The sequence below is a fragment of the Ulvibacter sp. MAR_2010_11 genome (genome assembly GCF_002813135.1).
Taxonomy (GTDB): Bacteria; Bacteroidota; Bacteroidia; order Flavobacteriales; family Flavobacteriaceae; genus Altibacter.
The window spans coordinates 57,501-82,833 of sequence record NZ_PHTY01000001.1; the positions used below are offsets into that span (position 1 = coordinate 57,501).

At 39.7% G+C, this 25,333-nt stretch carries 22 protein-coding genes and 1 rRNA gene (1 of these 23 running past the window's edge); 15 read left to right on the forward strand and 8 right to left on the reverse strand.

Annotation, left to right across the window (positions count from 1 at the left end):
• Positions 1 to 278, reverse strand: a 16S ribosomal RNA gene (locus ATE92_RS00235) (it extends 1,240 nt beyond the left edge of the window).
• Positions 279 to 1,009: 731 nt separating this feature from the next.
• On the opposite strand from ATE92_RS00235, the gene thrS reads away from it, so the two are divergent.
• The 5 genes from thrS to ATE92_RS00265 all read left to right on the forward strand — a co-directional run bounded on the left by thrS (position 1,010) and on the right by ATE92_RS00265 (position 5,333).
• A complete protein-coding gene (gene thrS / locus ATE92_RS00245) occupies positions 1,010 to 2,956 on the forward strand; it encodes a threonine--tRNA ligase (RefSeq protein ID WP_100801792.1) in 1,947 nt (648 codons plus the stop codon).
• A 57-nt stretch (positions 2,957 to 3,013) separates the two neighbouring features.
• On the forward strand, positions 3,014 to 3,529 hold the full coding sequence (infC, locus tag ATE92_RS00250; RefSeq protein WP_232729081.1) for a translation initiation factor IF-3: 516 nt from the start codon (positions 3,014 to 3,016) through the stop codon (positions 3,527 to 3,529).
• Between the two features lie 86 nt (positions 3,530 to 3,615).
• Complete coding sequence (gene rpmI / locus ATE92_RS00255) at positions 3,616 to 3,813, forward strand: 50S ribosomal protein L35 (protein ID WP_100801794.1); 198 nt, start codon at positions 3,616 to 3,618, stop codon at positions 3,811 to 3,813.
• A 93-nt stretch (positions 3,814 to 3,906) separates the two neighbouring features.
• Positions 3,907 to 4,251, forward strand: a complete 345-nt coding sequence (rplT, locus tag ATE92_RS00260) for a 50S ribosomal protein L20 (protein ID WP_100801795.1) — start codon at positions 3,907 to 3,909, stop codon at positions 4,249 to 4,251.
• A gap of 131 nt (positions 4,252 to 4,382) precedes the next feature.
• A complete protein-coding gene (locus tag ATE92_RS00265) occupies positions 4,383 to 5,333 on the forward strand; it encodes an OmpA family protein (protein WP_100801796.1) in 951 nt (316 codons plus the stop codon).
• Here ATE92_RS00265 and ATE92_RS00270 read toward each other — a convergent pair.
• Positions 5,330 to 6,514 carry an asparagine synthetase B gene (locus ATE92_RS00270; protein ID WP_100804291.1) on the reverse strand — a complete coding sequence of 395 codons (1,185 nt, stop codon included), beginning with the start codon at positions 6,512 to 6,514 and terminating at the stop codon, positions 5,330 to 5,332. The two genes, ATE92_RS00265 and ATE92_RS00270, sit on opposite strands and share 4 nt — an antisense overlap.
• A 642-nt stretch (positions 6,515 to 7,156) precedes the next feature.
• On the opposite strand from ATE92_RS00270, the gene ATE92_RS00275 reads away from it, so the two are divergent.
• The 7 genes from ATE92_RS00275 to ATE92_RS00305 all read left to right on the forward strand — a co-directional run bounded on the left by ATE92_RS00275 (position 7,157) and on the right by ATE92_RS00305 (position 15,808).
• A complete protein-coding gene (locus ATE92_RS00275) occupies positions 7,157 to 7,618 on the forward strand; it encodes a GbsR/MarR family transcriptional regulator (RefSeq protein WP_100801797.1) in 462 nt (153 codons plus the stop codon).
• A 64-nt stretch (positions 7,619 to 7,682) separates the two neighbouring features.
• Positions 7,683 to 9,038, forward strand: coding sequence for a TolC family protein (locus ATE92_RS00280; RefSeq protein ID WP_100801798.1), 1,356 nt, complete (start codon positions 7,683 to 7,685; stop codon positions 9,036 to 9,038).
• A gap of 40 nt (positions 9,039 to 9,078) precedes the next feature.
• A complete protein-coding gene (locus ATE92_RS00285; RefSeq protein WP_100801799.1) occupies positions 9,079 to 10,140 on the forward strand; it encodes an efflux RND transporter periplasmic adaptor subunit in 1,062 nt (353 codons plus the stop codon).
• Between the two features lie 6 nt (positions 10,141 to 10,146).
• Entirely contained in the window at positions 10,147 to 13,281 is a 3,135-nt protein-coding gene (locus ATE92_RS00290; RefSeq protein WP_100801800.1) for an efflux RND transporter permease subunit, read from the forward strand.
• An 18-nt stretch (positions 13,282 to 13,299) separates the two neighbouring features.
• On the forward strand, positions 13,300 to 13,539 hold the full coding sequence (locus tag ATE92_RS00295) for a hypothetical protein (protein ID WP_157809510.1): 240 nt from the start codon (positions 13,300 to 13,302) through the stop codon (positions 13,537 to 13,539).
• 1 nt (position 13,540) lies between these two features.
• Entirely contained in the window at positions 13,541 to 14,662 is a 1,122-nt protein-coding gene (locus ATE92_RS00300; protein WP_100801802.1) for a mechanosensitive ion channel family protein, read from the forward strand.
• Between the two features lie 168 nt (positions 14,663 to 14,830).
• The gene (locus tag ATE92_RS00305; RefSeq protein WP_232729082.1) at positions 14,831 to 15,808 is read left to right on the forward strand and encodes a hypothetical protein; all 978 of its coding nucleotides are present in this window, start codon (positions 14,831 to 14,833) and stop codon (positions 15,806 to 15,808) included.
• Between the two features lie 82 nt (positions 15,809 to 15,890).
• Here ATE92_RS00305 and dnaB read toward each other — a convergent pair whose 3' ends face one another.
• The 5 genes from dnaB to tgt form a co-directional block, all read right to left on the reverse strand.
• The gene (gene dnaB, locus ATE92_RS00310; RefSeq protein ID WP_100801804.1) at positions 15,891 to 17,447 is read right to left on the reverse strand and encodes a replicative DNA helicase; all 1,557 of its coding nucleotides are present in this window, start codon (positions 17,445 to 17,447) and stop codon (positions 15,891 to 15,893) included.
• Between the two features lie 166 nt (positions 17,448 to 17,613).
• A complete protein-coding gene (locus ATE92_RS00315; protein ID WP_100801805.1) occupies positions 17,614 to 18,567 on the reverse strand; it encodes an acetyl-CoA carboxylase carboxyltransferase subunit alpha in 954 nt (317 codons plus the stop codon).
• A 54-nt stretch (positions 18,568 to 18,621) separates the two neighbouring features.
• Positions 18,622 to 19,524 (reverse strand): DMT family transporter, encoded by a 903-nt coding sequence (locus ATE92_RS00320; RefSeq protein WP_100801806.1) that lies wholly within the window; start codon positions 19,522 to 19,524, stop codon positions 18,622 to 18,624.
• Positions 19,511 to 20,590, reverse strand: coding sequence for an LptF/LptG family permease (locus tag ATE92_RS00325; RefSeq protein WP_100801807.1), 1,080 nt, complete (start codon positions 20,588 to 20,590; stop codon positions 19,511 to 19,513). The genes ATE92_RS00320 and ATE92_RS00325 overlap by 14 nt, the downstream gene beginning before the upstream one ends.
• 3 nt (positions 20,591 to 20,593) lie before the next feature.
• Positions 20,594 to 21,724, reverse strand: coding sequence for a tRNA guanosine(34) transglycosylase Tgt (tgt, locus tag ATE92_RS00330; RefSeq protein WP_100801808.1), 1,131 nt, complete (start codon positions 21,722 to 21,724; stop codon positions 20,594 to 20,596).
• Between the two features lie 218 nt (positions 21,725 to 21,942).
• Between tgt and ATE92_RS00335 the strand changes: the two genes are divergently transcribed.
• A complete protein-coding gene (locus ATE92_RS00335) occupies positions 21,943 to 22,788 on the forward strand; it encodes a transketolase (RefSeq protein WP_100801809.1) in 846 nt (281 codons plus the stop codon).
• 16 nt (positions 22,789 to 22,804) lie between these two features.
• Complete coding sequence (locus tag ATE92_RS00340) at positions 22,805 to 23,758, forward strand: transketolase family protein (RefSeq protein WP_100801810.1); 954 nt, start codon at positions 22,805 to 22,807, stop codon at positions 23,756 to 23,758.
• Positions 23,759 to 23,852: 94 nt separating this feature from the next.
• Here ATE92_RS00340 and ATE92_RS00345 read toward each other — a convergent pair whose 3' ends face one another.
• On the reverse strand, positions 23,853 to 24,848 hold the full coding sequence (locus ATE92_RS00345; RefSeq protein ID WP_100801811.1) for an FKBP-type peptidyl-prolyl cis-trans isomerase: 996 nt from the start codon (positions 24,846 to 24,848) through the stop codon (positions 23,853 to 23,855).
• Between the two features lie 79 nt (positions 24,849 to 24,927).
• Between ATE92_RS00345 and ATE92_RS00350 the strand changes: the two genes are divergently transcribed.
• Positions 24,928 to 25,302, forward strand: a complete 375-nt coding sequence (locus ATE92_RS00350; RefSeq protein WP_100801812.1) for an RNA-binding S4 domain-containing protein — start codon at positions 24,928 to 24,930, stop codon at positions 25,300 to 25,302.
• Positions 25,303 to 25,333: the final 31 nt, after the last annotated feature.

A 25,333-nucleotide genomic window follows, 5' to 3' on the forward strand; every position in this document is an offset into this window, starting at 1 on the left:
ATCGTAGTCTTGGTGAGCCGTTACCTCACCAACAAACTAATAGGACGCATGCTCATCTTATACCGTAACCTTTACTATGAACGTGATGCCACGATCATAGGCTATGAAGGATTAATCCAAATTTCTCTGGGCTATACTCCAGTATAAGGTAGATTGCATACGCGTTACGCACCCGTGCGCCGGTCGTCGGCGGTGCAAGCACCCCGTTACCCCTCGACTTGCATGTGTTAGGCCTGCCGCTAGCGTTCATCCTGAGCCAGGATCAAACTCTTCATCGTTAAATCTTAAATATTGCTATATACGATTAACCAAAAAGTTCTCCTCAAAAAAATCTCAAGTGTCTTTATCTTAGTTTAGTTATTCAATATAGATCACAAACGTTTCCATCTGTAATCCATACGCTGTCAATTTCAATATTCCAATGAACTTACCTCTCTGTGAACTCTCCTTAAAAAGAAAAGAAAAAACTAAAAGGATATCAAATTTCTTATTATTCTCGCCTAATCCTAACTCGTGTTTTATAGTCACTCGTTGTTTTAGCGGGTGCAAATGTACAACAGTTTTTTTAACCTGCAATACTTTTTAAAATTAATTTCAAAAAAAATTCAGATCGTTGTTTTTGCAACTTTTTTGAACACACTAGTTGTTCTCTAAAGCGGGTGCAAAGATAGCCCTGTTTTTCATTCTCACAAATTTAAACACCTCTTTTTTTGAAGTTATTTTCCTTCATTTTAGTAAGTATTTGAAATGATTCAACTTAGCCATTAAAAAAAATTACAACGCCCCTTTTACCTATATATATACTCTATTTTTTGCGCCAGGGATAGCAGCGGCATCCCCCCAACTCGTTTGGGGGATACAGCGGATAGCCCGCCCTCCTTCTCCGCCTGAGGCGGATATGGAGGGAGCGCCCAAATATTTGCAATAAAAAAAGCAATTTAAAATCCCTTACCTCATTATTGTAAAACGCAGAAACTCGTAGTATCTTTGCACCCTAAATTTTTATTCTATGATAGCGATTACCTTACCGGATGGAAGTGTAAAGCAGTTTGAGGCCGGAGCCACTCCTTTGGACGTTGCCAAAAACATTAGTGAAGGGTTTGCCAGAAATGTGATTTCGGCCTCTTTTAATAATGAAACGGTTGAGACTGCTACTCCTTTGACAACAGACGGAAGTTTGGTGTTGTATACATGGAATAACGATGAGGGAAAGAAAGCCTTCTGGCATTCTTCCGCTCATATCCTGGCACAGGCACTGGAGGAACTGTACCCCGGTATAAAATTAACCATTGGCCCGGCCATAGATAACGGCTTTTATTACGACGTAGATTTTGGAGATGCCAACATTTCGGAAAAAGATCTGGAAACCATCGAAAAGAAGATGTTGGAAATAGCACGAGGAAAGCACGAGTTTTCCATACGAGAAGCCACCAAAGCTGAAGCGCTTGATTACTATAAAAAGCAAGGGAACGAATACAAGGTGGAACTTATTGAAAATCTGGAAGACGGAACCATCACTTTTTGTGATCACGATACTTTTACCGATTTGTGTCGTGGCGGACATTTGCCGAACACAGGTTTGGTAAAGGCTGTTAAGTTAATGAGCATAGCCGGTGCCTACTGGCGTGGTGATGAAAAGAACAAACAGCTTACAAGAATTTACGGCATTAGTTTTCCGAAGCAGAAGGATCTTACCGAATATCTGGAATTACTCGAAGAGGCCAAAAAACGAGACCATAGAAAGTTAGGTAAGGAATTGGAGCTATTTACTTTTTCGCCTAAAGTTGGACAAGGACTTCCCCTATGGCTTCCCAAGGGTGCAGCGCTACGCGAGCGATTGGAAAATTTTCTAAAAAAAGCTCAGAAAAAGGCAGGCTATGAAATGGTGGTGACTCCTCATATTGGGTCGAAGGAATTATACGTAACCTCAGGTCACTTTGCCAAATACGGCGAGGATAGTTTTCAGGTAATAAAAACTCCCAATGAAGGGGAAGAGTTTATGCTGAAACCCATGAACTGCCCGCATCACTGTGAGATATACAACAGTAAACCCTGGTCCTATAAAGATTTACCGAAGCGTTTTGCCGAATTTGGAACCGTATATCGTTATGAGCAAAGTGGCGAATTACACGGTTTAACAAGAGTTCGCGGTTTTACGCAGGATGATGCGCATATTTTCTGTACTCCGGACCAATTGGATGAAGAGTTCAAAAAAGTAATCGATTTGGTTTTGTATGTTTTCGGATCGTTAGGATTTGACAATTTCACAACTCAAGTTTCATTGAGAGACCCCAATAAACCGGAAAAATATATAGGTAGCCTAGATGTATGGGAAAAAGCTGAAGCGGCAATTCTAAGTGCTGTAAAAGATAAAGGTCTTACTTATGTGGTGGAAGAAGGTGAGGCTGCATTTTATGGACCCAAACTGGATTTTATGGTAAAAGATGCCTTAGGAAGAAGTTGGCAATTAGGTACCATACAAGTGGACTACACTCTACCTGAGCGGTTTGAACTGGAATATAAAGGAAGTGATAATGATATGCATCGTCCGGTAATGATTCATCGTGCACCTTTTGGCAGTATGGAGCGATTTATTGCTATCTTGCTGGAGCATACAGGTGGTAATTTTCCACTTTGGTTGATGCCGGAACAAGTAGGCATCTTGTCATTGAGCGAAAAATATGAAAAATACGCTCAAAAAGTTTTAGATTTGCTTGAAAATGACGAAATTCGCGCCCTTGTAGACAATAGGAACGAGACTATTGGAAAGAAAATACGGGAGGCAGAAATGAACAAACTACCGTATATGCTGATAGTTGGAGAGCAGGAAGAAAAAGATGGTACGGTTTCTGTACGGAGACATAGTGAAGGCGATTTAGGCACAATGAGTGTTGCAGCTTTCTCAAAAATGATACAAGAAGAAATTAAAAAGAACTCAATAGAGTTTAATGTTTAACTTAAATATACAATAGCCATAGCAATTCGAAGAAAAAGAAGTAAGGGCCCGGCAAGGGTGATTAAAGAAGATCAGCACAATATCAATAGAAGGATACGTGCCGAAGAAGTCCGTCTGGTTGGTGAAAACGTTGAAATTGGCGTTTATCCTATCAAAAGAGCATTAGAAATTGCCGACGAGCAGGAATTAGATCTTGTTGAAATCTCTCCTAATGCAAGTCCACCGGTTTGCAAGGTTATGGATTATAAAAAATTCGTCTACGAGCAAAAGAAGCGTGAGAAGGCGATGAAGTCTAAGGCAACCAAGGTAATCATTAAAGAGATTCGCTTTGGACCTAATACAGACGACCATGATTACGAATTTAAAAAGAAGCACGCCGAGAAGTTTTTAAAGGACGGTGCCAAATTAAAAGCGTATGTCTTTTTTAAAGGACGTTCGATAATCTATAAAGATCAGGGTGAAATTTTATTATTAAAATTAGCTCAGGAATTAGAAGATTACGGAAAGGTAGAGCAAATGCCAAAATTGGAAGGAAAGCGAATGATAATGTTCATTGCACCTAAGAAAAAATAGTGCTTCTACTTCGCTCAGCAACCTGAGTGTTAGAATTGAAGTGAAAGATAGTAATAAAGCGAAGTAATAAATAAAAAGTAGGAAACATGCCGAAACAAAAAACAAAATCCAGTGCCAAGAAGCGTTTTAAGCTAACGGGTACCGGTAAGATTAAAAGAAAGCATGCGTTTAAAAGTCACATCTTAACAAAGAAGTCTAAAAAACGTAAGCTTGCATTGACCCATGATACAGTTGTACATGCGGCCGATGAGAGTAATGTTAAACAAATGCTTCGATTGAAGTAATTGGATAACCGGTTAACACGAATTAATAACCCTGGAGTAGTGCAATAAAAGTGTTTACAAGTTAAACCGCCTGCTACAAAAAACAAGTAAATTATGCCAAGATCAGTAAATTCAGTTGCTTCAAGAGCCAGAAGAAAAAAGGTGATGAAGCAAGCCAAAGGTTACTTTGGAAGACGTAAAAATGTATGGACTGTTGCTAAGAATGCTGTTGAAAAAGCAATGTCGTATGCATACAGAGACCGTCGCGCTAAAAAGAGAAACTTTAGATCCTTATGGATCACCCGTATTAATGCGGGTGCACGCCAGCATGGAATGTCTTATTCTCAGTTTATGGGGAAATTGAAAGCTAATGATATCGAATTGAACCGAAAAGTTCTTGCCGATTTAGCAATGAATCACCCGGAAGCTTTTGAAGCTATCGTAAAGAAAGTTAAATAAGACAATATCTAATCCTATTATTTCGCTGAAAGCCCACTCCAAAAGAGTGGGCTTTTTTTATTGTAAATATCAGAAAGACACGTTTTTACCGTTGTATTTTTCGGAATGTGTATCTTAGTTAAAATTTTTGTGTGAAACTCAATGCCGTTTTCATAGTATGTCTTTTAATTTTCTTTGGTGGTTTTTTATATGCCCAGAAAGGAGTTGGGAAGTTATATCGAATTGACCGATACGAATCTGTATATCTCCCTTTGGGAAAAATTTCATTTGCCGACAGTGTGGTTTCTTTTAGATTGGGTGATCCCGGACCGCTTCAGAAATATACCGATGAGACGCAAGCTTTGCACGAACCTAATTACACACGCTACAGCGAGCCCAACTTTGTTTCTTTAGGCTGTAACGGCTGTCTTACCGTGGCGTTTACCGACAACGGTTTTATGAATTTACCAGGAAAGGATCTCTATATCTTTGAAGTAGGTCCCTCAAGAGAAGCTGCCAAAGTCGAAATTTCGGAGGATGGTGTTACCTGGCTGTACGCCGGAAAAATTGCAGGAGGAAAATCGAGTATCGAGTTGTCCGATCAAAATATTTCTACCGAAATCGTTTTTAATTATTTGCGTATTACCGATTTGAAAGAGGTATGTAAAAGCAAAAGCGCGGGAGCCGATATTGATGCGATTGGCGCGATTAACAGTGTGATTAAACTCACAATCAACGCCGATGTACTTTTTGACGTAGCCGAATTTACGCTGATAGAATCGGCTCATAAAACGCTCGATTCTCTCACCAAAACCATACAACAGGTTGACAAAGCTACAATCTTAGTGGAAGGACATACCGATAGCGATGGTGCCGATGATTACAATATGAAACTTTCTGAAAACAGGTGTTATTCGGTTGTAGACCGAATTAGAGGTCTATTAGGCTATGAAGCTTTGTACGATTATGAAATTAAGGCTTTGGGCGAAACTAAGCCCAGAGTAGAAAACGACACTCCCGAAAACAAACAAATCAATCGGAGGGTCGAAATAACGGTGCTACCTCCTAAAGAATACTACAAGATACTTCAGAAAAAAAATTAGGTCTTCTGCTTCTTCTTTTTTGCCGCCGGAAACAATACGTTATTTAAAATAAGACGGTATCCCGGAGAATTGGGATGTAAGGCAAGTTCGGTTTTGGCATCTCCTACCCTATGCTGATAATCTTCGGGATCGTGCCCTCCATAAAATGTAAAGAAGCCTTTGCCTTTTATTCCGTGGATATAGCGCGCTTCACCCGTCCCTTTGTGTTCACCCATTACCAACACATTAGACTTTATCTGGTCGCTGTTATAGGCGGTGGTTTGTCCCATAAATCCTTTTACCAAGGAAGTGTGATTTTGAACCAGCATACAAGGAATGGGATCCCATTTTGCCGAATAGTCCATCAACGAAAAATAATCTGTTTCCTTCATGATTCTTCGGTCGTTTGTGGTGTCAATGGATGAAAATTCATAGACCATCGGACTTCGTTCCAATGTGAAATTTTTAAAGGCGAAGGTTCTTGTGTAATCTATTTTGCTTTGATAACCCGGCTCGCTAGGGTCTCCGTCGAACATGGCTTCACAAATGTCTACTCCTTCTGCCGCCAACGCAATATCGAAACTATCGGTAGCACTGCACATGGCAAACATAAATCCGCCGCCAATCACGTAATCTCTAATTTTTAAGGCCACATCTCTTTTGGCTTCCGAAACTTTTGCGTAGCCCATTTTAGCTGCAAGTGCTTCGGCGTTCTTTTTTTCTTCAATATACCAGGGAGCAGATCTGTAGGCTCTGTAGAACTTTCCGTATTGTCCCGTAAAATCTTCATGGTGTAAATGCAGCCAATCGTAAAGAAGCAGTTGGTCGCCCATCACTTCTTCATCGTAAATCACATCGTATGGGATTTCGGCATAGGAAAGGACCATGGTAACTGCGTCGTCCCAGGGTAAGTTCCCTTTTGGAGAATACACAGCAATTCTCGGGGCTTTTTCCAGCGAAACTGCTTCCATATTTTGAGAGGGACTGCTTATTTCTTCCAAAATCTGTTCGGTTTTTGCGTCGGAAAGGATTTCAAAAGAAACTCCGCGTATCTGACACTCTTTTCTTATTTCTTCGGAATCGGGCAAGAGAAACGATCCCCCTCTGTAATTCAACAGCCACTTTACTTTTGCCTGTCTTTCCAAAGTCCAATAGGTAATTCCGTAGGCCTTTAAATGCTCTTTCTGCCCTTCGGCATCCATGGGGATTAAAATATAGGAAGCAAAGCTTTGCAAGCTGAATAGACAAACAATAAGGAAAATTATAGCTCTTAAAATCATAGTTTAAATGTAAGAAAAGATAAGGGACTTATTAAAATAAAGATTCCCGCTTTTGCAGGAATTAACTCAAATTTTAAGCCAAATTGGCCGTGGCCGGGATAAAATTGAACTAAACGGCTGTGTAAAAGTGAGAAATTCCTTTAAATTAATTCTTTTACGTCCTGCAAGTGTAACAAAGAAAAACCATTTTCGTCTTGGCTGTATAAAATTTCAACTGCTATGGTATCATTTAAAATTAAATCGGATGAGTCATTGACCGTGCAACTTGCCCAGGAATTCAATATTACTGAAAGGGAGCGGATTAATTTAATTATTGAATCGTTGTTTGATCCAACGTCAAGTGCTCATATCTATTTTTCGATCGATCGGGATTTACAGGAGTTACCTTTTCATAGTATCGAAGCTTATTGCGAGTCGCTTCCTTATAATTATTCTATCATTCGTCTGAATTAAAAAGGACTGTGATTTGAAAGTGCAACAACAAGGCAATTTGAAAAGTTTAGATATTTTTTCTGGTTCTTTTCTTGCAGAACTAAAAAAACTTTATATCTTTGCAAGGAAATTATGAAGATTCAACTTACACATAAACAGCAAGAACTTGTAGAAAGTTTTGGAGTAATCCAGGAGCAGATGGGGTTACCCCCTGCTTCGGCACGAGTAAATTCTTTGTTGACTGTAGCCAATGAGACCGAACTTACTTTTGACGAGATAAGAGAGACGCTTCAGCTTAGTAAGAGTGCCACCAGCAATGCCATTAACAGCTTACTATCCCTTGACAGGATAGGTTATAAAACCAAAACAGGGGATAGAAAGCGCTATTTCTTTTCGAAATTGGATCAATGGAAAAGTTCTTTTCGAAAAGACATCTCCGGGCTTTCAGGTTATAATGAAGTAATGAAAGAGATTTTATTGAACCGATCGCCGAAGACAAAAGAATACAATGCTAAAATAAAAGAGCTAACCCTCTTTATGGATTATTTTATGAAAGAAAGTATAAAGCTGATTGACAATTGGAATAAGAGATAGGCATTTTTTTTAATGATTCAGGTTCTTTTATTTTTGAACTAACTAATATTTACATAACTAACTAATGAATACTAGAATTAAATTACTTCTTTTCGTTATTTCCTATACACTTTTCGTTTCGTGTGCATTTTCACAAGAAGAATCAATATCGTTGACATTGGAAGAAGCGGTCAATATTGCCATAGAGAACAACACAAATCTTAATAAAGCAAAAATAGACGAGCAAATAGTTCAGGCACAAATTGCTGAAGTAAAAGGAAGAGCGCTTCCACAAATTAGTGGTAGCGGACAATTTAGCGACAATTTTTCGCTGGCTACACAACAACTCCCGGGTGAGTTTTTTGGTGGTGAACCGGGAACAACCGTAGATGTAGCTTTTGGAAACAGATACAACCTCACAGCGGGTGTTAACGTGCAGCAACAGTTACTGGATTTTCAATTATTCAATTCGGTTCGTGCAGCAAAAGCGCTCGAGACCTTACAGGAATTACAAACGCTTCAGACGACCGAAGATTTAATTATCAACGTGGTTCAAGTATACATTCAAATTCAGGTTACGGAAAAACAAATTCAGCTGCTTCAGGAAAATTACAATCGTACCAACAGTTTGGTCGAACTTTCAGATGCAAAGTATGAGGAAGGTATTATTCGCAAACTTGATTTAAATCAGTTGATTGTAAACAGATCCAACCTCAACACCCAAATTGAAGACGTCCGATTTACCAGAAACGAACAAGTTCGCTTATTGAACTTATATCTTAATATTCCTATCAGCACAAGTGTTACATTAACTGAAAAGCTGGAAGATCGCGCTCCCTACCCTATTGAGGAAGGTTTAAACGTAGCTTCGAACATTCAGTTTCAACAAATGGAACAACAATTGGACTTGGCTTTACTTGATGAAAAACAAGTGAAATCCCGCTACCTGCCTACCCTAAGTGCTTACTTCAATTATAACTATCAAGGAAACAGTAACGAGTTGACTGTTAGTAGTCCCGACTATCAAGATCAGTGGAACGGCAACTGGGGTTTGACCGCATCGATTCCAATTTTCGATGGCTTTCAACGTAGTAAGCAACTCCAACAAAAACAGCTGACAACGAAAAAACTGGAAGAAGATAAAATTAATTTGAATAATAGTATTCAGAAGGCATACGAAGATGCCAAGGAACAATTGCTGTTGAGTAACACACAAATTGAAAGTCAGCAATCGAATATGGAACTAGCCAAAGAAAACTACGCTGGGATAAAATTATCATATAACGAAGGAGTGGCAGATTTGACCGAATTGTTAGATGCAGAATTTGCGTTGCAACAAGCTCAATCCAATTATCTAAACGCCTTATTACAATCGAAAGTAGCCGAACTCACACTTTTAAAAGCCAACGGGCAGCTCTCAAAACTCATTACACAAAACTAAATATCTTAATTAAAGCCACCCGAATTTACGGGCAAAACAAATGAAAACAAAAACCATATTCATACTAATTACGCTCCTTGCTGTTATAGGAATTGCTTATACATTATTTACCAACAAGCAGGAGTTAAATGAACAGGCAAATATAAAAGAGCAGGATTTTGCGGTTCCTGTTCAAGTGGTCACAGTATCACAAAAATCCCTTACCGATGCATTAACAGCAACCGGAGAATTTAGAGGCTGGGAAGAAGTAACATTGGTAGCCGAATCGCAAGGGAGTATTGAATATTTAAGATTTGAAGAAGGAGATAAGGTAAATAAAGGGCAGATTATTGCTAAGATTGATGCAGTCTCTCTGGGAGCTCAGTTATCCTCGGCACGTTCTAGTTTTGCAAAGGCTGAAAAAGATGTAGAACGTTATATTCGATTGGAAAAAGCGGGAGCTGTAAGTAAAACTCAACTGGAAGATATGCGACTTCAAATGGAGAACGCACAGACGAACATAGCTCAAATAAATCAGCAGTTAAGCTTTACAACCGTAAAATCACCAATTGATGGAATTATAAACACTTTGATGGTCGAAGAGACCAGTTTTGTAATGCCTGGGAATGAAATCGCTGAAATAGTTCAGGTGGATAAGTTAAAACTAATCGTGAATGTTTCAGAGAGTGAGCTTTCAAAAATAAGAGAAGGACAGGAAGTAAAAATTAAAACCGATGTTTTCCCCTTAAAAGAGTTTTCAGGAAAAGTGAGCAATATAAGTGTAAAGGGTGATGCATCGCGTAAATACAAAGTTACTCTTGAGGTAAAAAATATTCAGGAGGAAAAATTACGCGCAGGAATGTTTGGAGAGGTACATTTCGATGCTGTCGCATCTGCAAAACAAAGTGCCTTGGTAATTCCAAGGGAATCCATTGCAGGAAGTTTACAAAATCCACAGATATATATAGTGAAAGACAACGTAGCGTTTCTTACAACTATTAAAACGGGGGCAACAATCAACGGTGACGTTGTAGTGCTTTCCGGTTTATCGGCCGGCGACCTGGTTGTCACTAAAGGAATTATCAATTTAAAGGATAATACCAAAGTAAAAATCACAAAATAACAATCTATGTCTATTACAGAATTAGCAGTAAAACGGCCAACGCTTGCCGTTGTGGTTTTTACCATATTGGGACTTATAGGAGTTATAAGTTATACCAGTTTGGGGTATGAACTTCTGCCCAAAATCACTTCGCCGGTTTTATCAATAAGTACAGTTTATCCGGGAGCCTCTCCCGGGGAGGTTGAAAACTCGGTGACTACCAAAATTGAAGATGCGGTAGCGGGACTGGAAGGAGTTAAGGAAATTACTTCCACTTCTCAAGAAGGTTTGTCGCTGGTAAATGTAGAATTACAATACAATGCCGATGTAGATGCAGTCCTATCGGATGCTCAACGAAAAGTGAATAATATAGTTGGTGATTTACCAGATCAAGTAAATCAGCCAAGCGTAGAAAAATTCTCCTTTGACGAATTACCTATTATGCGATTGGGGGTTTCTTCCAGTATGAACCCTGTAGATTTTAATGATCTTGTGGAAAATAATCTGAAAGAAACCCTTTCCCGGGTAGACGGTGTTGCGCGTGTAACCATGGTTGGCGGAAACGAACGGGAAATTCGCATCAATGTGGACCGTGACAAATTAAAAGTGTATGGTCTCAGCATCTTGCAAGTAAGTCAGGCAATTGGAACTGCAAATCTTGATTTTCCCACCGGAAGCATCAAAGATAATTCGCAACAGGTAATTGTACGCTTATCGGGTAAATTTCAAAATGTCGAAGAAATTAAAAATCTCACAGTAAGCAGTAGTGAGGAAGGCTCTACTATTAAAATAAAAGACATAGCTGAAGTATATGATACTACCAAGGAAGTAAGTACCATTTCGCGGATTAATGGAATAAGCAGTATCGGACTTACAATTTCAAAGCAAAGTGATGGTAATACGGTTCAGGTTGCTGAGGATGTAATCACTGCCATCAAAAAAATTGAAACTGCAAATGACGATAAAGACCTTAAGATTGATATTGCCCAAGACAGTTCTGTTTTTACATTGGAAGCAGCAAACTCGGTGATTTTTGACTTGGGTCTTGCAGTAGGATTGGTAGCACTCATTATGCTATTCTTCCTTCATAGTTGGCGTGATGCCGTTATTGTTATGGTTTCTATTCCGGTTTCCATCATTACTACTTTTATATTGATGAATTTACTGGGATATACCTTAAATCTAATGACCTTGTTAGGACTATCATTGGTAGTAGGAATTCTGGTAGATGACAGTATTGTGGTCCTCGAAAATATTCACAGCCATATGGAACGCGGTAAAAACCGATTTGAAGCAGCGATTGCGAGCTGGAAAGAAATTGGTTTATCGGTAATGTCCATTACTTTGGTGTTGATAGCAGTGTTCTTACCCATAACCTTTGTTACAGGGCTTATCGCCGATTTGTTAAAACAGTTTTCGATTGTCGTTGCATTTGCAACGGCGGTAAGCCTATTGGTTTCCTTTACATTAACACCACTACTTGCATCTAGGTTTTCATCGGTGATGGAATTACAACCGAGCAAGGTATTACACAAACCTCTTATTTGGTTTGAAAAGGGGCTTGACGGTATCAATCAGTTCTACAAAGACGCACTGGCTTATACGTTGAAACACAAGCGCTGGACTTCGTTGGTATTGTTGGTAATGATTGTTGGCTCTTTTAGTTTGCTCGGCTTCGGTTTTATTGGAACTGAATTTGTTAAAAGTGGTGATAATGGCGAATTTATTGTCGAATTGGAATTACCCAAAGAAAGCACTATTGAAGAAACCAATTTGGCGACGCTTCAGGTTGAAGAATACTTATTGCAAGAGGTGGTGGTTTCATCGGTATTTACAACAGTTGGCACCGGTTCGGGTTCCGGCGGAAATTCTTCAAATTTAGCTCAAATTAATGCCAAGATGATTAGCCCTGATGAACGCACAATTACTTCTGAAAAATTTGCGCTTCAGGTAAAAGAAGAGCTATCCCAAAAAATTCCGGGTGTAAAATTCAAAACCGCTGCAGTTGGAATGGTTGGAGGAAGCACTGCCGGCCCCATTCAGGTTATTTTAACCGGAAATAATATTGACGAACTGATTGAGGTTGCCGAAGAAATGAAAATTGTAATCGACAAGGTACCCGGCACTCGAGAAGAGGAGCTTTCGGTGGAAGGAGGAAATCCTGAAATTGCCATCACCGTAGATCGAGATAAGATGGCTGTTCTCAAGTTAACCATGAGTGATGTGGGAAATACCATGCAAAATGCATTTGCAGGTAATACCCAATATAAATTCAGAGACGGAGAAAACGAATACGATATCAATGTGAAATTGGATCAGTTTGACCGAAAAAACATCGATGATATTAAAAAACTTACATTTTTAAATACCAAGTCTGAATTAATTGAATTACAACAATTTGCCGATGTGCAACAATCTACCGGCCCTACCAAACTGGAACGGAATAACAAAAAATCTTCCATATCTATAGGAGCGCAGGTGCTGGGAAGACCGGTTGGTACTGTTTCAACCGAAGTGGAAACCGCATTAACTCAAATGAAACTCCCTGAGGGTGTAAGCTACGAAATGGGTGGTGATCTTGAGAGTCAGACAGAGGCTTTTGCCAGTTTGGGATTGGCCTTATTAATGTCGATTGTGCTGGTGTATCTTATAATGGTAGCCCTGTACGAATCGTATGCCTATCCCTTAGTTGTAATGTTTTCGGTACCTACAGCCCTAATTGGAGCTTTCCTAATCCTAGCTTTATTTAAAGAAAGTCTAGGAGTTTTTACCTTTTTAGGGTTAATTATGCTGGTTGGACTTGTTATAAAGAATGCAATTTTAATTGTAGATGCTGCTAATCAATACAAAGAGCAAGGACTCAATAGCCGGGAAGCTGTTGAAAAGGCGGGAGTTTCCAGATTACGACCTATTTTAATGACAACAATTGCCATGGTAATTGCGATGATTCCAATTGCTTTTGCAACCGGAGCGGGGTCTGAATGGAAAAACGGTCTTGCCTTAGTTTTGATAGGTGGATTAATAAGTTCCTTGTTGTTTACGGTTATTATAGTCCCCATCATGTTTGTTGTAATAGATATTTGGAAAGGGGTAATAACCAAAAAAATAGCAAAAGTGCCTACAAAAGCTGAAGTGCTGGAAACAATTTCGGCTCATCAATAACCCTAAAAATTCGAAACTATGGTGTCATTTAGTATGAAGTCGGATAATTCTCTAACGGTAATCGTTGACAGGGATTTTGATAGTACAGAGCGAGAACGAATCGCTTTGTTTATTGAATCACTATTCGATTCGAATTTTCATGGAAAAATATGTTTTGCACTCGATGTCAATTTAAAAATGATATCTGTACAAATGATTGCAGATTTCTGCGAACGTTTACCCTATAATTATACAATAACACAAAAAGTTTCAGCCTAATATGTCCGATTTTTTTACAACTCACAAAGCTGCCATTGTATACGCCTGTGTTGTTATTGGTATAGTTGCCTTGCTGGTTCTGATTACCAATCTTTTACACAACTGGCTTGCAAAAAAAGCAAAAAGGAAGTATCCGAATGAAGAACCTGAAACGATTCATTTAATTCGAAGAATTTTTAGAACACTATGGGTAACTCTTGGTATTTCAGCTATAAGCTTCATATTCATAGACGAAAATCTATATACTGAAGCTCAAAATAATTTCTTCCTTATTGCCTATTTGGGCTTTGTACTTATCATTACTATTATAGGCGCTTCTGTTGTGCAAACTTTATTTGCGAGAGCTATAAGGAAGAAAACAATTGTTGAAGGCGGAGATCCCACCAGCTATAAATTTCTTCGGTATCTAGCCATTTTTGCGGTGTATTTTATTGGAGCATTATTGGCTATTCTTGCTTTTCCTTCGCTTCGCGGTATTGCTCAAACAGCATTAGGAGGCGCCGGAATTCTTGCCGTGGTTGCCGGGGTAGCATCGCAGGAAGCTTTGGCAAATTTGGTGGGTGGTGTATTTATCATTGCATTTAAGCCTTTCAAAATAAACGATGTGGTTAAAATTTCAGAAACAATGGTAGGAACGGTTACCGATATCACCTTGCGCCACACTGTTATTAGAAATTACGAAAATAAAATGATCGTGATTCCCAATTCGATTATCAATAAAGAAAAGGTCATTAATTATGACCTGGGAGAGCGAAAATGCTGTCATTGGATTGAAATTGGCATTTCCTACGATAGCGACATTGATTTGGCAAAGAATATCATGCAGCAGGAATGTGAAAATCACCCCAACATTCTTGACAATCGTACTTATTATGAAAGGCATCACAATGTTCCTAAAGTAATTACACGAGTAATTAAATTAGACGAATCGCAAGTGACCCTTAGGGCATGGGCATGGGCATCAGACTTCCCTACTGCCTTTATAATGAAGTGTGATTTACTGGAAAGTATTAAGAAGCGCTTTGTTGTAGAGGGGATTGAAATTCCATTTCCACATAGAACACTTGTATTAAAGAAAGAACAACTCGAAGTTATTAGCAAATCAATGCACGCTGTTGAATAGTCCGGCACTATTTATAGGATTAGGAGTTCTGTTACTATTCTCGTCATCATAAGATTTATAGTGCTAAAAACCGTAAGAAAAGATTCTATTAGCATAATAAAAAGCATTAAAAAAATTGAAAAAGACAATTAAAAAATGATTAAAACCAACTTGAAATTAGCCTTTTGTATGTTAACAATAACTTCTTGTTTACATGCCCAGGAAACCGAAACAGAATTCAAAAAAGAGGCAACCAAAGTTATAAAGGCTGATTTTCCCCAAAGCAGAGTACTCAATTTTGAATACGGACATTCTTTTTCCAGAGAATTTGATTCCAAGCTATTTGACATGCCATTTCAGGAAGGCGAGATAAGTAACCAAAAAACATTTAATGCCGCAGCAAATATACCCATTTTTAAAACTCGACTATGGTCGATAACCGGATCCGTAAAATACGCCTACAACGAGTTTGAATTCAGTGAGCTTAACAATGTCTCGGGTGTTTCAAATTATCAGCAAAACGACATTGTACATTTCCACAATATGTCGGGAGCATTGAGTTCTACTTACTTTTCGAACCTTTTTAAAAAACCTGTAATCTACAATGCCAGCGTGATTGTAGATGGAAACGATGAGGGATTGGAGCGAGTAAAAGGAATGATTGGCCTTTCTTTTATTCTGAAAAGAACCGAACGCACATCTTTAACTCTGGGGGGAATTGTAATAATTGACCCGACAGCCCAAATTCCGTTCTTCCCGGTTTTCAGTTTTACGCACCGATTTAAAAACTCTCAATGGGAACTTGATTTTATATTGCCTCAGCGACTGTTAATTCGCAGACCAATTGGTGAAAAGGGCAGATTTTCTATTGGAAGTACGTTTGGTGGTAACGGATTTTATGTTAATGTGGATGCCCCCAACTTCCCGGATACTTTCGAATACAGTCAGTTGGAAATTAACAGTGGTCTCATTTATGAACACAAAATATCAAACAGTCTTGTGGCTACCGTAAAAGGAGGAATCACAAACTTTATTGGCAACCGATTGACTGAAAAAGGGGAACCCAACAAAGACTATATTTATGAAAACGATCAAAAAGCCACAGGTTATTTTAATGTAGGTTTTTCCTTCGATCCGTTTTTAAAAAATAAAGCAAAAAAGAATTGAAAAGTTTGAAGCCTGATTTGTTAAAACTAGGATTCATGATTGATGGTTAGTAGGAAAGCCCCGGTAGCAATATCGGGGTTTTTTAAAACGGCACATCATCGTTACCATCGGCAGAAGATAAATCGTCGTTCATGGAACTGCCAAAAGCTTCTCCCGGAGAGGGTAAATGACTAGTTTTAAAAGTATCGTCGTTTGCGGCATCGTTCATTCTGGAATGGATTTCGGTTGGGAAATCGAAGGTTTCCAAATTTTCGAAGCGTCCCAAATGCCCCACAAACTTCAGTTTAATTTCATCCAGACCACCATTACGGTGCTTGGCAACAATAAACTCGGCCTGCCCGGCGGTTGGGGTTCGTTCTTCGTCATCCCACTCTTCAATTTTGTAATATTCGGGACGGTAGATAAACGAAACAATATCGGCATCCTGTTCGATGGCTCCCGATTCACGAAGATCGGACAACAATGGTCGCTTGCTTCCACCTCGGGTTTCTACGGCTCTTGATAATTGCGAAAGCGCGATTACCGGTACGTTTAATTCTTTTGCCAGGGCTTTCAGGTTTCTAGAGATGGTTGAAATTTCCTGTTCTCTGTTTCCACCTTTCTGACTTCCACCGGCGGTCATTAACTGCAAATAATCGATCATGATAAGCTTGATACCGTGCTGTGATGAAAGTCGACGAGCTTTGGCTCTTAAATCGAAGATGGAAAGTGAAGGAGTATCATCAATAAAAAGCGGCGCTTTTTCTAGCCCTTTCACTTTTACATTCAACTGTTCCCATTCGTGTTTTTCAAGATTTCCGGTTCGCAGTTTTTCGGAACTTAGACCGGTTTCGGAAGAAATTAAACGGGTTATTAATTGAACCGAAGACATTTCCAAAGAGAAAAAAGCAACGGGAATATTGTGTTCTACCGCAACGTTACGTGCCATAGAGAGTGTTAAAGCGGTTTTACCCATACCGGGACGAGCTGCGATAATCACCAAATCACTGGGTTGCCAGCCTGAAGTTAACTTATCGACTTTGGTAAAACCTGAAGGAATTCCTGAAAGGCCTTCTTTGTTTGCTATTTCTTCAATACGTTTTTTGGCTTGTATCACCAAACTTTGTGCTGTCTCGGAAGAACGTTTTATGTTCCCTTGTGTAATATCGTATAATTTCGATTCGGCATTGTCCAGCAAATCGAAAACATCGGTGGTTTCGTCGTAGGAATCTTCAATAATTTCGTTCGAAATTTTTATCAAACTTCGCTGAATGTATTTCTGAAGAATGATGCGTGCATGGAATTCGATATGCGCCGAAGAGGACACTTTTTGGGTTAATTGAACCAAATAATATTCGCCTCCAACGCGATCCAGCTTTAGGTCCTTCTTTAATTGGGACGAAACGGTTAATAAGTCCACCGGCTCACTATTTTCGAATAGTGTGTGAATGGCCTCAAATATGTGTTGATGGGCTTCCTTGTAGAAAACTTCACTGTGTAGAATATCGATTACCTCATCGACTCCTTTTTTGTCGATCATCATGGCTCCCAGTACAACCTCTTCTAAATCAGTCGCTTGCGGCGGGAGTTTTCCTTTTTCGAGCGAAATTACCTGTGACGGGCGCGCCGAATATGAAGTGTGAGGTTTCAATTTTTCCATTAGGCGAATGTAAATAAAATGTTAAGAGAAGCGAAGAGAAAAGGAATTTCTATGTTCACTAGTCATTAACAATTGAACTGTTGACAACTTTAATTTATTGTTAATAAGGTACAAAAAAATCTGAAGCGGAGCCTTCAGATTTTTGAAAGGGTTGGTATTGCTGAAATCAAGATTTGAATACTCCCATTTTTGAATATTTTTCCATGCGTTCGTTGACCAAATCTTTTGGTGATAAGTCTTTTAATTTCGCATATGCTTTTTCGATAGATTTTGCGACTGTTATAAAGGTTGTATCTCGATCACTATGCGCTCCTCCAAGAGGTTCTTTTACGATCTCGTCTATGAGGGTTAGCTTTTTCATATCGGTTGCGGTAAGTTTTAGAGCTTCAGCTGCCTGTTCTTTAAATTCCCAGCTTCGCCATAAGATAGACGAACAACTTTCGGGTGAAATTACCGAATACCATGTGTTTTCCAGCATGAGGACAGTGTCCCCTACTCCAATTCCCAGGGCACCACCGCTGGCTCCTTCACCAATAATCACGACAATGATTGGCACTTTTAAACGGGTCATTTCCAGAATATTTCGGGCAATGGCTTCTCCTTGTCCGCGTTCTTCTGCTTCGAGTCCGGGAAAGGCACCCGGGGTGTCCACCAGGGTCACTACAGGCACTCCAAACTTTTCGGCAGATTTCATAAGCCGTAATGCTTTTCGATAGCCTTCAGGATTGGCCATTCCAAAATTGCGATACTGGCGCGTTTTGGTATTGTATCCTTTTTGCTGTCCCACGAACATATAACTTTGATCACCAATCTTTCCAAGGCCACCGACCATTGCTTTGTCATCTTTAAAATTGCGGTCTCCATGCATTTCCAAAAAAGAATCCCCACAAATGGCTTTGATATAATCCATTGTATAGGGACGATTGGGATGACGAGATAACTGCACACGTTGCCATGGCGTTAAATTTTTATAGATTTCCTTTTTGGTTTCGTTGAGTTTTTTCTCAATCTGCTTACAGGTATTGGTCACATCTACATCGCTCTCTTCACCAATCTGACAAGCCTTTTCGTATTGCTCTTGCAATTCTTTTATAGGTAATTCAAAATCAAGATATTCCATAGGTAACTCCTTGAAGTATTTTTTGGTCCAGTTTACAAAGATAAAACTTTGTTTTTAGGTAAGGGGTAATCGCCTTTTTTTTCTTTCCAGTTTCATTTTAATAATACCATTGGCTATTACTGTAACTAGTATTATTGCCGCTCCGTAATAGAATTGCGGACTCATGTTTTCTGAATCTCCTAAAATTAATAAGGCCAATATTATTCCGTAGACCGGTTCCATATTGATGGAAAGCATTACGGTATACGGACTTATCCATTTCATAACGTGCACCGATGCTATAAAAGCGTAGGCTGTGCAAACTGAAGCCAATAACAATAAAAATATCCAATCGTTTGCTGAAAGTATAAAAAACGAGGCCGTAAAGCTGCCGGTGAAGGTTAAATAGATCGTAATACATAGCATTCCTGAGAGCAGTTCGTAAAATGAAATAGCCGAAGCAGGGTATTTTATAGCAAACTTTCCGTTTATAACAGAAAACAAGGCCCCTAGAAAAGAAGAGGTTAAGGCGAGGATTATTCCCCAAACATATTCAGTCTCCACATTAAAAATAATATAGAGCCCTGCGACCACAATGAGTCCGAAAAACACTTCGTACCCAATAATTTTTCGCTTGTATAGCAAAGGTTCCAGTAGGGATGCAAAAAAAGCACCGGTAGACATAATTGCCAATGTAACCGAAACATTAGACACTTTAATTGCTCCAAAAAAGGCCAGCCAGTGTAAAGCAATTACCAATCCCGCACCGAAAAATCCGAGGAGTACTTTTTTAGGAAACCGAAGCGGTATTTTTCGGGCTTTTACAAACAAGAAAATAAATCCGGAAGCCAACAGCATGCGATACCATACCAGTGGAATGGCATCGATAGAGATAAGCGCTCCCAACACGGCAGTAAACCCCCAAATAAAAATGATAAAATGAAGGTGGAGGTAGTTAAAAAGTTTAGCGTTTTGCATTGCGAAGCAGGTATATAGCTAAGATACCAAAGATAATGTTAGGAAACCAGGTAGCGACAAAAGGCGAAAAACTACTCTGTTCGGCCATGGTCCCGAAAATTTTATCGAAAAAGATAAATACCATTCCAATTCCAATACCAATGGCGAGGTTTACGCCCATACCACCACGACGCTTCATCGACGATACGGCAACAGCGATGATGGTTAAGATATAGGCTGAAACCGGCAAACTCCAACGTTTATAACGTACTACTTCGTACCGATTTATATAGGTAGATCCCCGTTCCCTTTCACGTTTAATAAAAGAATTAAGTTCGGTAAAATTGAGGGTCTCCGCAATGTATTCCACAGGGGTGAGGTCTTCCAGTTCGAATGAAAAAGTAGTATCCAACTTTACCTCACTTTGTAAAATGTCTTCGTGTTCACCTATTATTCTCTTTGTATAATTATAGAGGGTGTAGGTGCTGTCTTTTTCGTTATATAAGATACGTTTAGAGTCGATTTTATATATCATTTTATTCCCCTCAAAGTGTTCGAGGGTGAAATTATTTCCCGATTTCTCATGCACGTTGAAGTAGCTTACGTAGATATAATCGTTATCGTTAATTTGTCTGTACACATTGCTCTGCTGCCTGGCTTGTTTGTTATTTTTTAAATACTGAAAAGTAAATTCATTAAAGCCCTTACTCGCCATGGGCGCCAGATACATTCCCATAATTAAGGCGCCAATACACACGATGGTTGCACCAATCATATAAGGGCGTAAAAAGCGATAATAGGAAACCCCGCTGCTTAAGAATGCAATTACTTCGGTGTTATTGGCAAGTTTTGACGTGAACCAAATTACCGAAAGAAACAAAAACAGGGGAAACAATAAATTGGCGAAATAAACGGTAAAGTCGAGATAGTATTTGGCAACTTCAATAAAAGGGACTTCGTTTGCCAGTATCTTATCAATTTTTTCAGCAAGATTGACGGTAATTCCAATAGGTATAAACAGCAGCAACAGGAGGACGAATGTTCCCAAATACTTACGCAATATGTATCTGTCGAGGATGCTGAGCATTTTTTACAGGCGTTTGTCCATTTGTTTAACCATTGTTGTCTTCCAGGTTGCAAAGTCTCCTGCTAAGATATGTTTTCTGGCTTCACGTACCAACCACATATAAAATCCGAGATTGTGAATGGTTGCAATTTGCCTTCCCAGCATTTCATTTACGGTAAACAAATGGCGAACATAGGCTTTGCTGTACGCGGTGTCAACCCAGGTGATGTTCATCTCGTCCAATGCCGAAAAATCGGCTTCCCACTTCTTGTTTTTTATGTTTATGGTTCCGTGGGCGGTAAAGAGCATTCCGTTTCTTCCGTTTCGGGTTGGCATTACGCAATCGAACATATCGATACCCAAGGCGATGTTTTCCAGAATATTGATGGGTGTTCCTACTCCCATTAGATAACGCGGTTTGTCTTTGGGAAGTATTTCGGTGACGACGCTTGTCATTTCGTACATTTCTTCGGCAGGTTCGCCTACTGAAAGTCCGCCAATGGCATTCCCTTCGGCTCCAACTGAAGCTATATATTCGGCAGATTGTTTCCGCAGCTCTTTATAGGTACTTCCCTGAACAATTGGAAAGAACGTTTGTGAGAAGTCGTATTTGTAAGGTGTTTTTTCCAAATGAGCAATACAACGGTCCAACCAGCGGTGCGTCATGTGCATGGAACGTTTGGCATAATTATACTCGCAAGGATACGGAGTGCATTCATCGAATGCCATAATGATATCGGCGCCAATGCTACGCTGAATTTCCATTACATTTTCGGGCGTAAACACATGGTAACTTCCATCGATATGCGATTTAAATTTAACTCCTTCTTCCTTAATTTTCCGGTTTGCTGAAAGGGAATACACCTGATAGCCGCCACTATCGGTTAGAATGGGATGCTTCCAATTCATAAACTTATGCAGGCCGCCTGCTTTTTCAAGAATATCTATTTGCGGACGAAGGAACAAATGGTATGTATTTCCAAGGATGATATCGGGCTTGATTTCTGTTTCCAATTCGCGCTGATGCACACCCTTTACGGTGCCAACGGTGCCAACGGGCATAAAGATGGGGGTTTCAACCGTACCGTGGTCCAAAATCATGGTTCCTGCTCTGGCCTGGCTGCCTGTATCTGTAGCTTCTAATGTAAATTGCATTCGGTTTTTTTCTGAAAGGGCAAAGATAACAGTAATTAATTTCCAAAACCCAACTAACGAAGTTCAAATCTGTTCATTTTAAGAAGACCTTTCAGTATTATTAATTACAATATCCATTCTGTTAACTAAAAAATGGAATTCGTTAATAACTGCCGTAATTTCAACTTGTACCACCCTATTAATTCCCTTACTTTTGCGGCATAAATTTACAATTAGACATGCCAGATTTTAAATACCTCAACGATTTAGTAATACAAGTTCGCAGGGACATTCTTAGACAGGTACACAAGGTAAATTCGGGTCATCCGGGTGGTTCACTGGGATGTACTGAATTTTTTGTAGCCCTTTTTCAAGTCCTTATGGAACGAAAAGATGGGTTCGATATGAATGGAAAAGGTGAAGACATCTTCTTCTTGTCCAATGGACATATCTCTCCGGTTTTTTACAGTGTTTTAGCGCGTTCGGGCTATTTTCCTGTAGAAGAATTAAATACATTCCGATTGCTGAATTCTCGTTTGCAAGGACATCCTACAACACATGAAGGGCTGCCCGGAGTACGGATTGCATCCGGATCTTTGGGACAGGGTATTTCGGTATCTATTGGTGCTGCCGAAGCTAAAAAGTTGAATAAAGACAAGCATCTTATCTATACTCTTTGTGGTGACGGAGAATTGCAGGAAGGGCAGAATTGGGAAGCGATTATGTATGCAGCCGGGAACAAGGTTGACAATCTAATTGTGACGATTGACCTCAACGGACAACAAATTGACGGGGCTACAGACAATGTGCTGCCCATGGGTAATGTAAAGGCAAAATTTGAAGCCTTTGGTTGGGATGTCATGGAAATAAAGGAAGGAAACAGTCTGGAGGCTGTTATTTCAGGAATGAAACAGGCAAAGGAAAAAACCGGGAAGGGAAAACCTGTTTGTGTTTTACTACATACTATTATGGGGAACGGCGTCGATTTTATGATGCATACGCACGATTGGCATGGCAAAGCTCCCAATGACGATCAATTAGCGGTTGGATTGGATCAAAACCCGGTAACATTAGGCGATTATTAATTCTCAACAAACATTAATGAAAAAATATACAGACAGCGGTAAAAAAGACACGCGTTCCGGTTTTGGAGCAGGACTCACTGAACTTGGAAAAACAAATGAAAACGTGGTTGCTCTTTGCGCCGATCTTACCGGTTCGTTGAAGATGGATGAATTTAAAGACAATCATCCGGAGCGATTCTTTCAGGTAGGAATTGCAGAAGCCAATATGATGGGAATTGCAGCAGGAATAACTATTGGAGGAAAAATTCCGTTTACAGGAACTTTTGCGAATTTTTCAACCGGAAGGGTGTACGACCAAATAAGACAGAGCATTGCCTACAGCGGTAAGAACGTAAAAATTTGTGCTTCGCACGCAGGGGTGACTTTGGGCGAAGACGGGGCAACACACCAGATATTGGAAGATTTGGGATTGATGAAAATGCTACCCGGAATGACGGTTATTAATACCTGCGATTATAACCAAACCAAAGCTGCTACTATTGCGATCGCTAAACATAAAGGCCCTGTTTATTTAAGATTTGGAAGGCCAAAGGTTGCCAATTTCACTGCGACAGATCAAACTTTTGAAATTGGAAAGGCGGTGCATTTACAGGACGGAACGGATGTGACCATCGTTGCAACGGGCCATTTGGTATGGGAGGCCCTTCTGGCCGCAGAAGCATTGCATGCAAAAGGAATCTCTGCCGAAGTAATCAACATTCACACCATCAAGCCTTTAGACAATAAAGCCATTATAAAAAGCGTTACAAAAACAGGATGCATTGTCACCGCCGAAGAACACAACTTTTTGGGAGGTTTAGGTGAAAGTGTTTCCAGAGTTTTAGCCGAAAATACCCCAACTCCACAAGAATTTGTAGCTACTCAAGACACCTTTGGTGAATCCGGTACTCCGGAGGAGCTAATGGATAAATATGGTCTAAATGCCGACGCAATCGTGAAAGCGGCACTTAAAGTGATTGCACGCAAGTAAATCTTTTTTTGCGCTTGCTATTTGCAGGCAGTATCCAAATCAAAAAAGCCTTCAGTTTACTACTGAAGGCTTTTTTAATTGTATGAACTTATTGTTAATTGTCTTCGTCTAAATAATCCGGGATACCATCATTGTCTTCATCCGGGAAGTTTATGGTGTTTATTGTGATCACTCCTGTGGTTTCATCTTCTTCTCTGGATATTTCAACTTCATTGGGACCTAAAACAGGTTCCGCATCGCCCGAATTAATAGTATAGGTATTTAATTCTATTTCATCTTTGGTAAGCCTTCCATCGTTATCGTCATCCACATCGGCATAGTTGGGACTAAAATCATCGTCGGTGTCATCATCTTCTTCCCGTCCGTTACCGTTTAAATCTTCCATAATCGAAGGCACGCCATCGCCATCCTGATCGCCAATTTCGGCCTTGTACAATCTAAATGTAAACGCGAGTTGTGCATACACTCCTATGTCTCCCGGGGGAGGATTCGAGAAGTATGCCAGTCCGGAAGGAATAAACACCGCTCCCGAGCTAAAATCTTCGAAATAAACGGTTCCATCGGGGTTTTCGATGGCATCTCCAGCAGCAGTATTAAATTCGATAAGACCATCCTGCAGGCCGTCAATAATTTGAGTAAGATCGAAGCGTACAGGGTTTATAGAGCCGTCGAATAAAGAATTATCCAACAATCTTCCTTCAAAAGACATGGTTCCCACATCCGGAAATTGAATACGTCTTCCGCCGCCTTGTTTTGCTTCCAAATAATACAAGGTATAGGTAACATCGTCGTTTATTCGATCCTTTACAATTTTGGATTGCACCTGATCTATCAATGGAATTTTATTTGCATTAGCACCAATAAGACTATCGAAACGAATAATATAATCGAAATCTGCAGGCGGATTTTCAAACTCTTCGTAATTGTAAAAATGTGTCGCTAAAAATCCTTCAATTTGCGTGGTCGCGGCGATAGCTTCTTCCCCTCTATCTCTAGGCGGAATTGACTCAACTCCATCATCTTTTTTACACGAAACAACTGCAAGAAATGTCAAGATTAGGGTTGACACCAAAAAATATGCTTTCTTCATTCTTCTTTTTTTGAGGCCGCAAGATACAATTTTCCTCTATTTTTGCTTACTAGATTAACGTAGAATTAATGTTAATTGTATGAGAGTTGATAAATATCTGTGGTGTATTCGTTATTACAAAACCAGAAGCATAGCGACTGCCGCATGTAGGAAAGGAGCTGTAAGAGTACGTAATGAAGTGGTGAAGCCGTCCCGGGAAGTATATCCCGGCGATTCGATACAGGTGAGAAAGGATCAGATTGATTATACGCTGGATGTCCTGGATTTGCCCGAAAGCAGACTGGGAGCCAAGCTTGTAGATATGTATCGAAAAGACACTACACCCAAGGAAGCGTTTGCAAACCAGGAGCTTTTAAAATATTCGAAGGAGTACTATCGGAAAAAAGGAGCTGGCCGTCCCACCAAAAAAGACAGACGAGATATTGACGATTTTAAAGACACAGACGATTCTTAAACGCGGTATTTACTATCTTTGATAAAACTTT

Coding starts and splice junctions, on each gene's coding strand:
- thrS (WP_100801792.1), top strand. CDS start 1,010: ATGATAGCGATTACCTTACCGGATGGAAGTGTAAAGCAGTTTGAGGCC.
- rpmI (WP_100801794.1), top strand. CDS start 3,616: ATGCCGAAACAAAAAACAAAATCCAGTGCCAAGAAGCGTTTTAAGCTA.
- rplT (WP_100801795.1), top strand. CDS start 3,907: ATGCCAAGATCAGTAAATTCAGTTGCTTCAAGAGCCAGAAGAAAAAAG.
- ATE92_RS00270 (WP_100804291.1), bottom strand. CDS start 6,514: ATGGATGCCGAAGGGCAGAAAGAGCATTTAAAGGCCTACGGAATTACC.
- ATE92_RS00275 (WP_100801797.1), top strand. CDS start 7,157: ATGAAGATTCAACTTACACATAAACAGCAAGAACTTGTAGAAAGTTTT.
- ATE92_RS00280 (WP_100801798.1), top strand. CDS start 7,683: ATGAATACTAGAATTAAATTACTTCTTTTCGTTATTTCCTATACACTT.
- ATE92_RS00285 (WP_100801799.1), top strand. CDS start 9,079: ATGAAAACAAAAACCATATTCATACTAATTACGCTCCTTGCTGTTATA.
- ATE92_RS00290 (WP_100801800.1), top strand. CDS start 10,147: ATGTCTATTACAGAATTAGCAGTAAAACGGCCAACGCTTGCCGTTGTG.
- ATE92_RS00295 (WP_157809510.1), top strand. CDS start 13,300: ATGGTGTCATTTAGTATGAAGTCGGATAATTCTCTAACGGTAATCGTT.
- ATE92_RS00300 (WP_100801802.1), top strand. CDS start 13,541: ATGTCCGATTTTTTTACAACTCACAAAGCTGCCATTGTATACGCCTGT.
- ATE92_RS00305 (WP_232729082.1), top strand. CDS start 14,831: ATGTTAACAATAACTTCTTGTTTACATGCCCAGGAAACCGAAACAGAA.
- dnaB (WP_100801804.1), bottom strand. CDS start 17,447: ATGGAAAAATTGAAACCTCACACTTCATATTCGGCGCGCCCGTCACAG.
- ATE92_RS00315 (WP_100801805.1), bottom strand. CDS start 18,567: ATGGAATATCTTGATTTTGAATTACCTATAAAAGAATTGCAAGAGCAA.
- ATE92_RS00320 (WP_100801806.1), bottom strand. CDS start 19,524: ATGCAAAACGCTAAACTTTTTAACTACCTCCACCTTCATTTTATCATT.
- ATE92_RS00325 (WP_100801807.1), bottom strand. CDS start 20,590: ATGCTCAGCATCCTCGACAGATACATATTGCGTAAGTATTTGGGAACA.
- tgt (WP_100801808.1), bottom strand. CDS start 21,724: ATGCAATTTACATTAGAAGCTACAGATACAGGCAGCCAGGCCAGAGCA.
- ATE92_RS00335 (WP_100801809.1), top strand. CDS start 21,943: ATGCCAGATTTTAAATACCTCAACGATTTAGTAATACAAGTTCGCAGG.
- ATE92_RS00340 (WP_100801810.1), top strand. CDS start 22,805: ATGAAAAAATATACAGACAGCGGTAAAAAAGACACGCGTTCCGGTTTT.
- ATE92_RS00345 (WP_100801811.1), bottom strand. CDS start 24,848: ATGAAGAAAGCATATTTTTTGGTGTCAACCCTAATCTTGACATTTCTT.
- ATE92_RS00350 (WP_100801812.1), top strand. CDS start 24,928: ATGAGAGTTGATAAATATCTGTGGTGTATTCGTTATTACAAAACCAGA.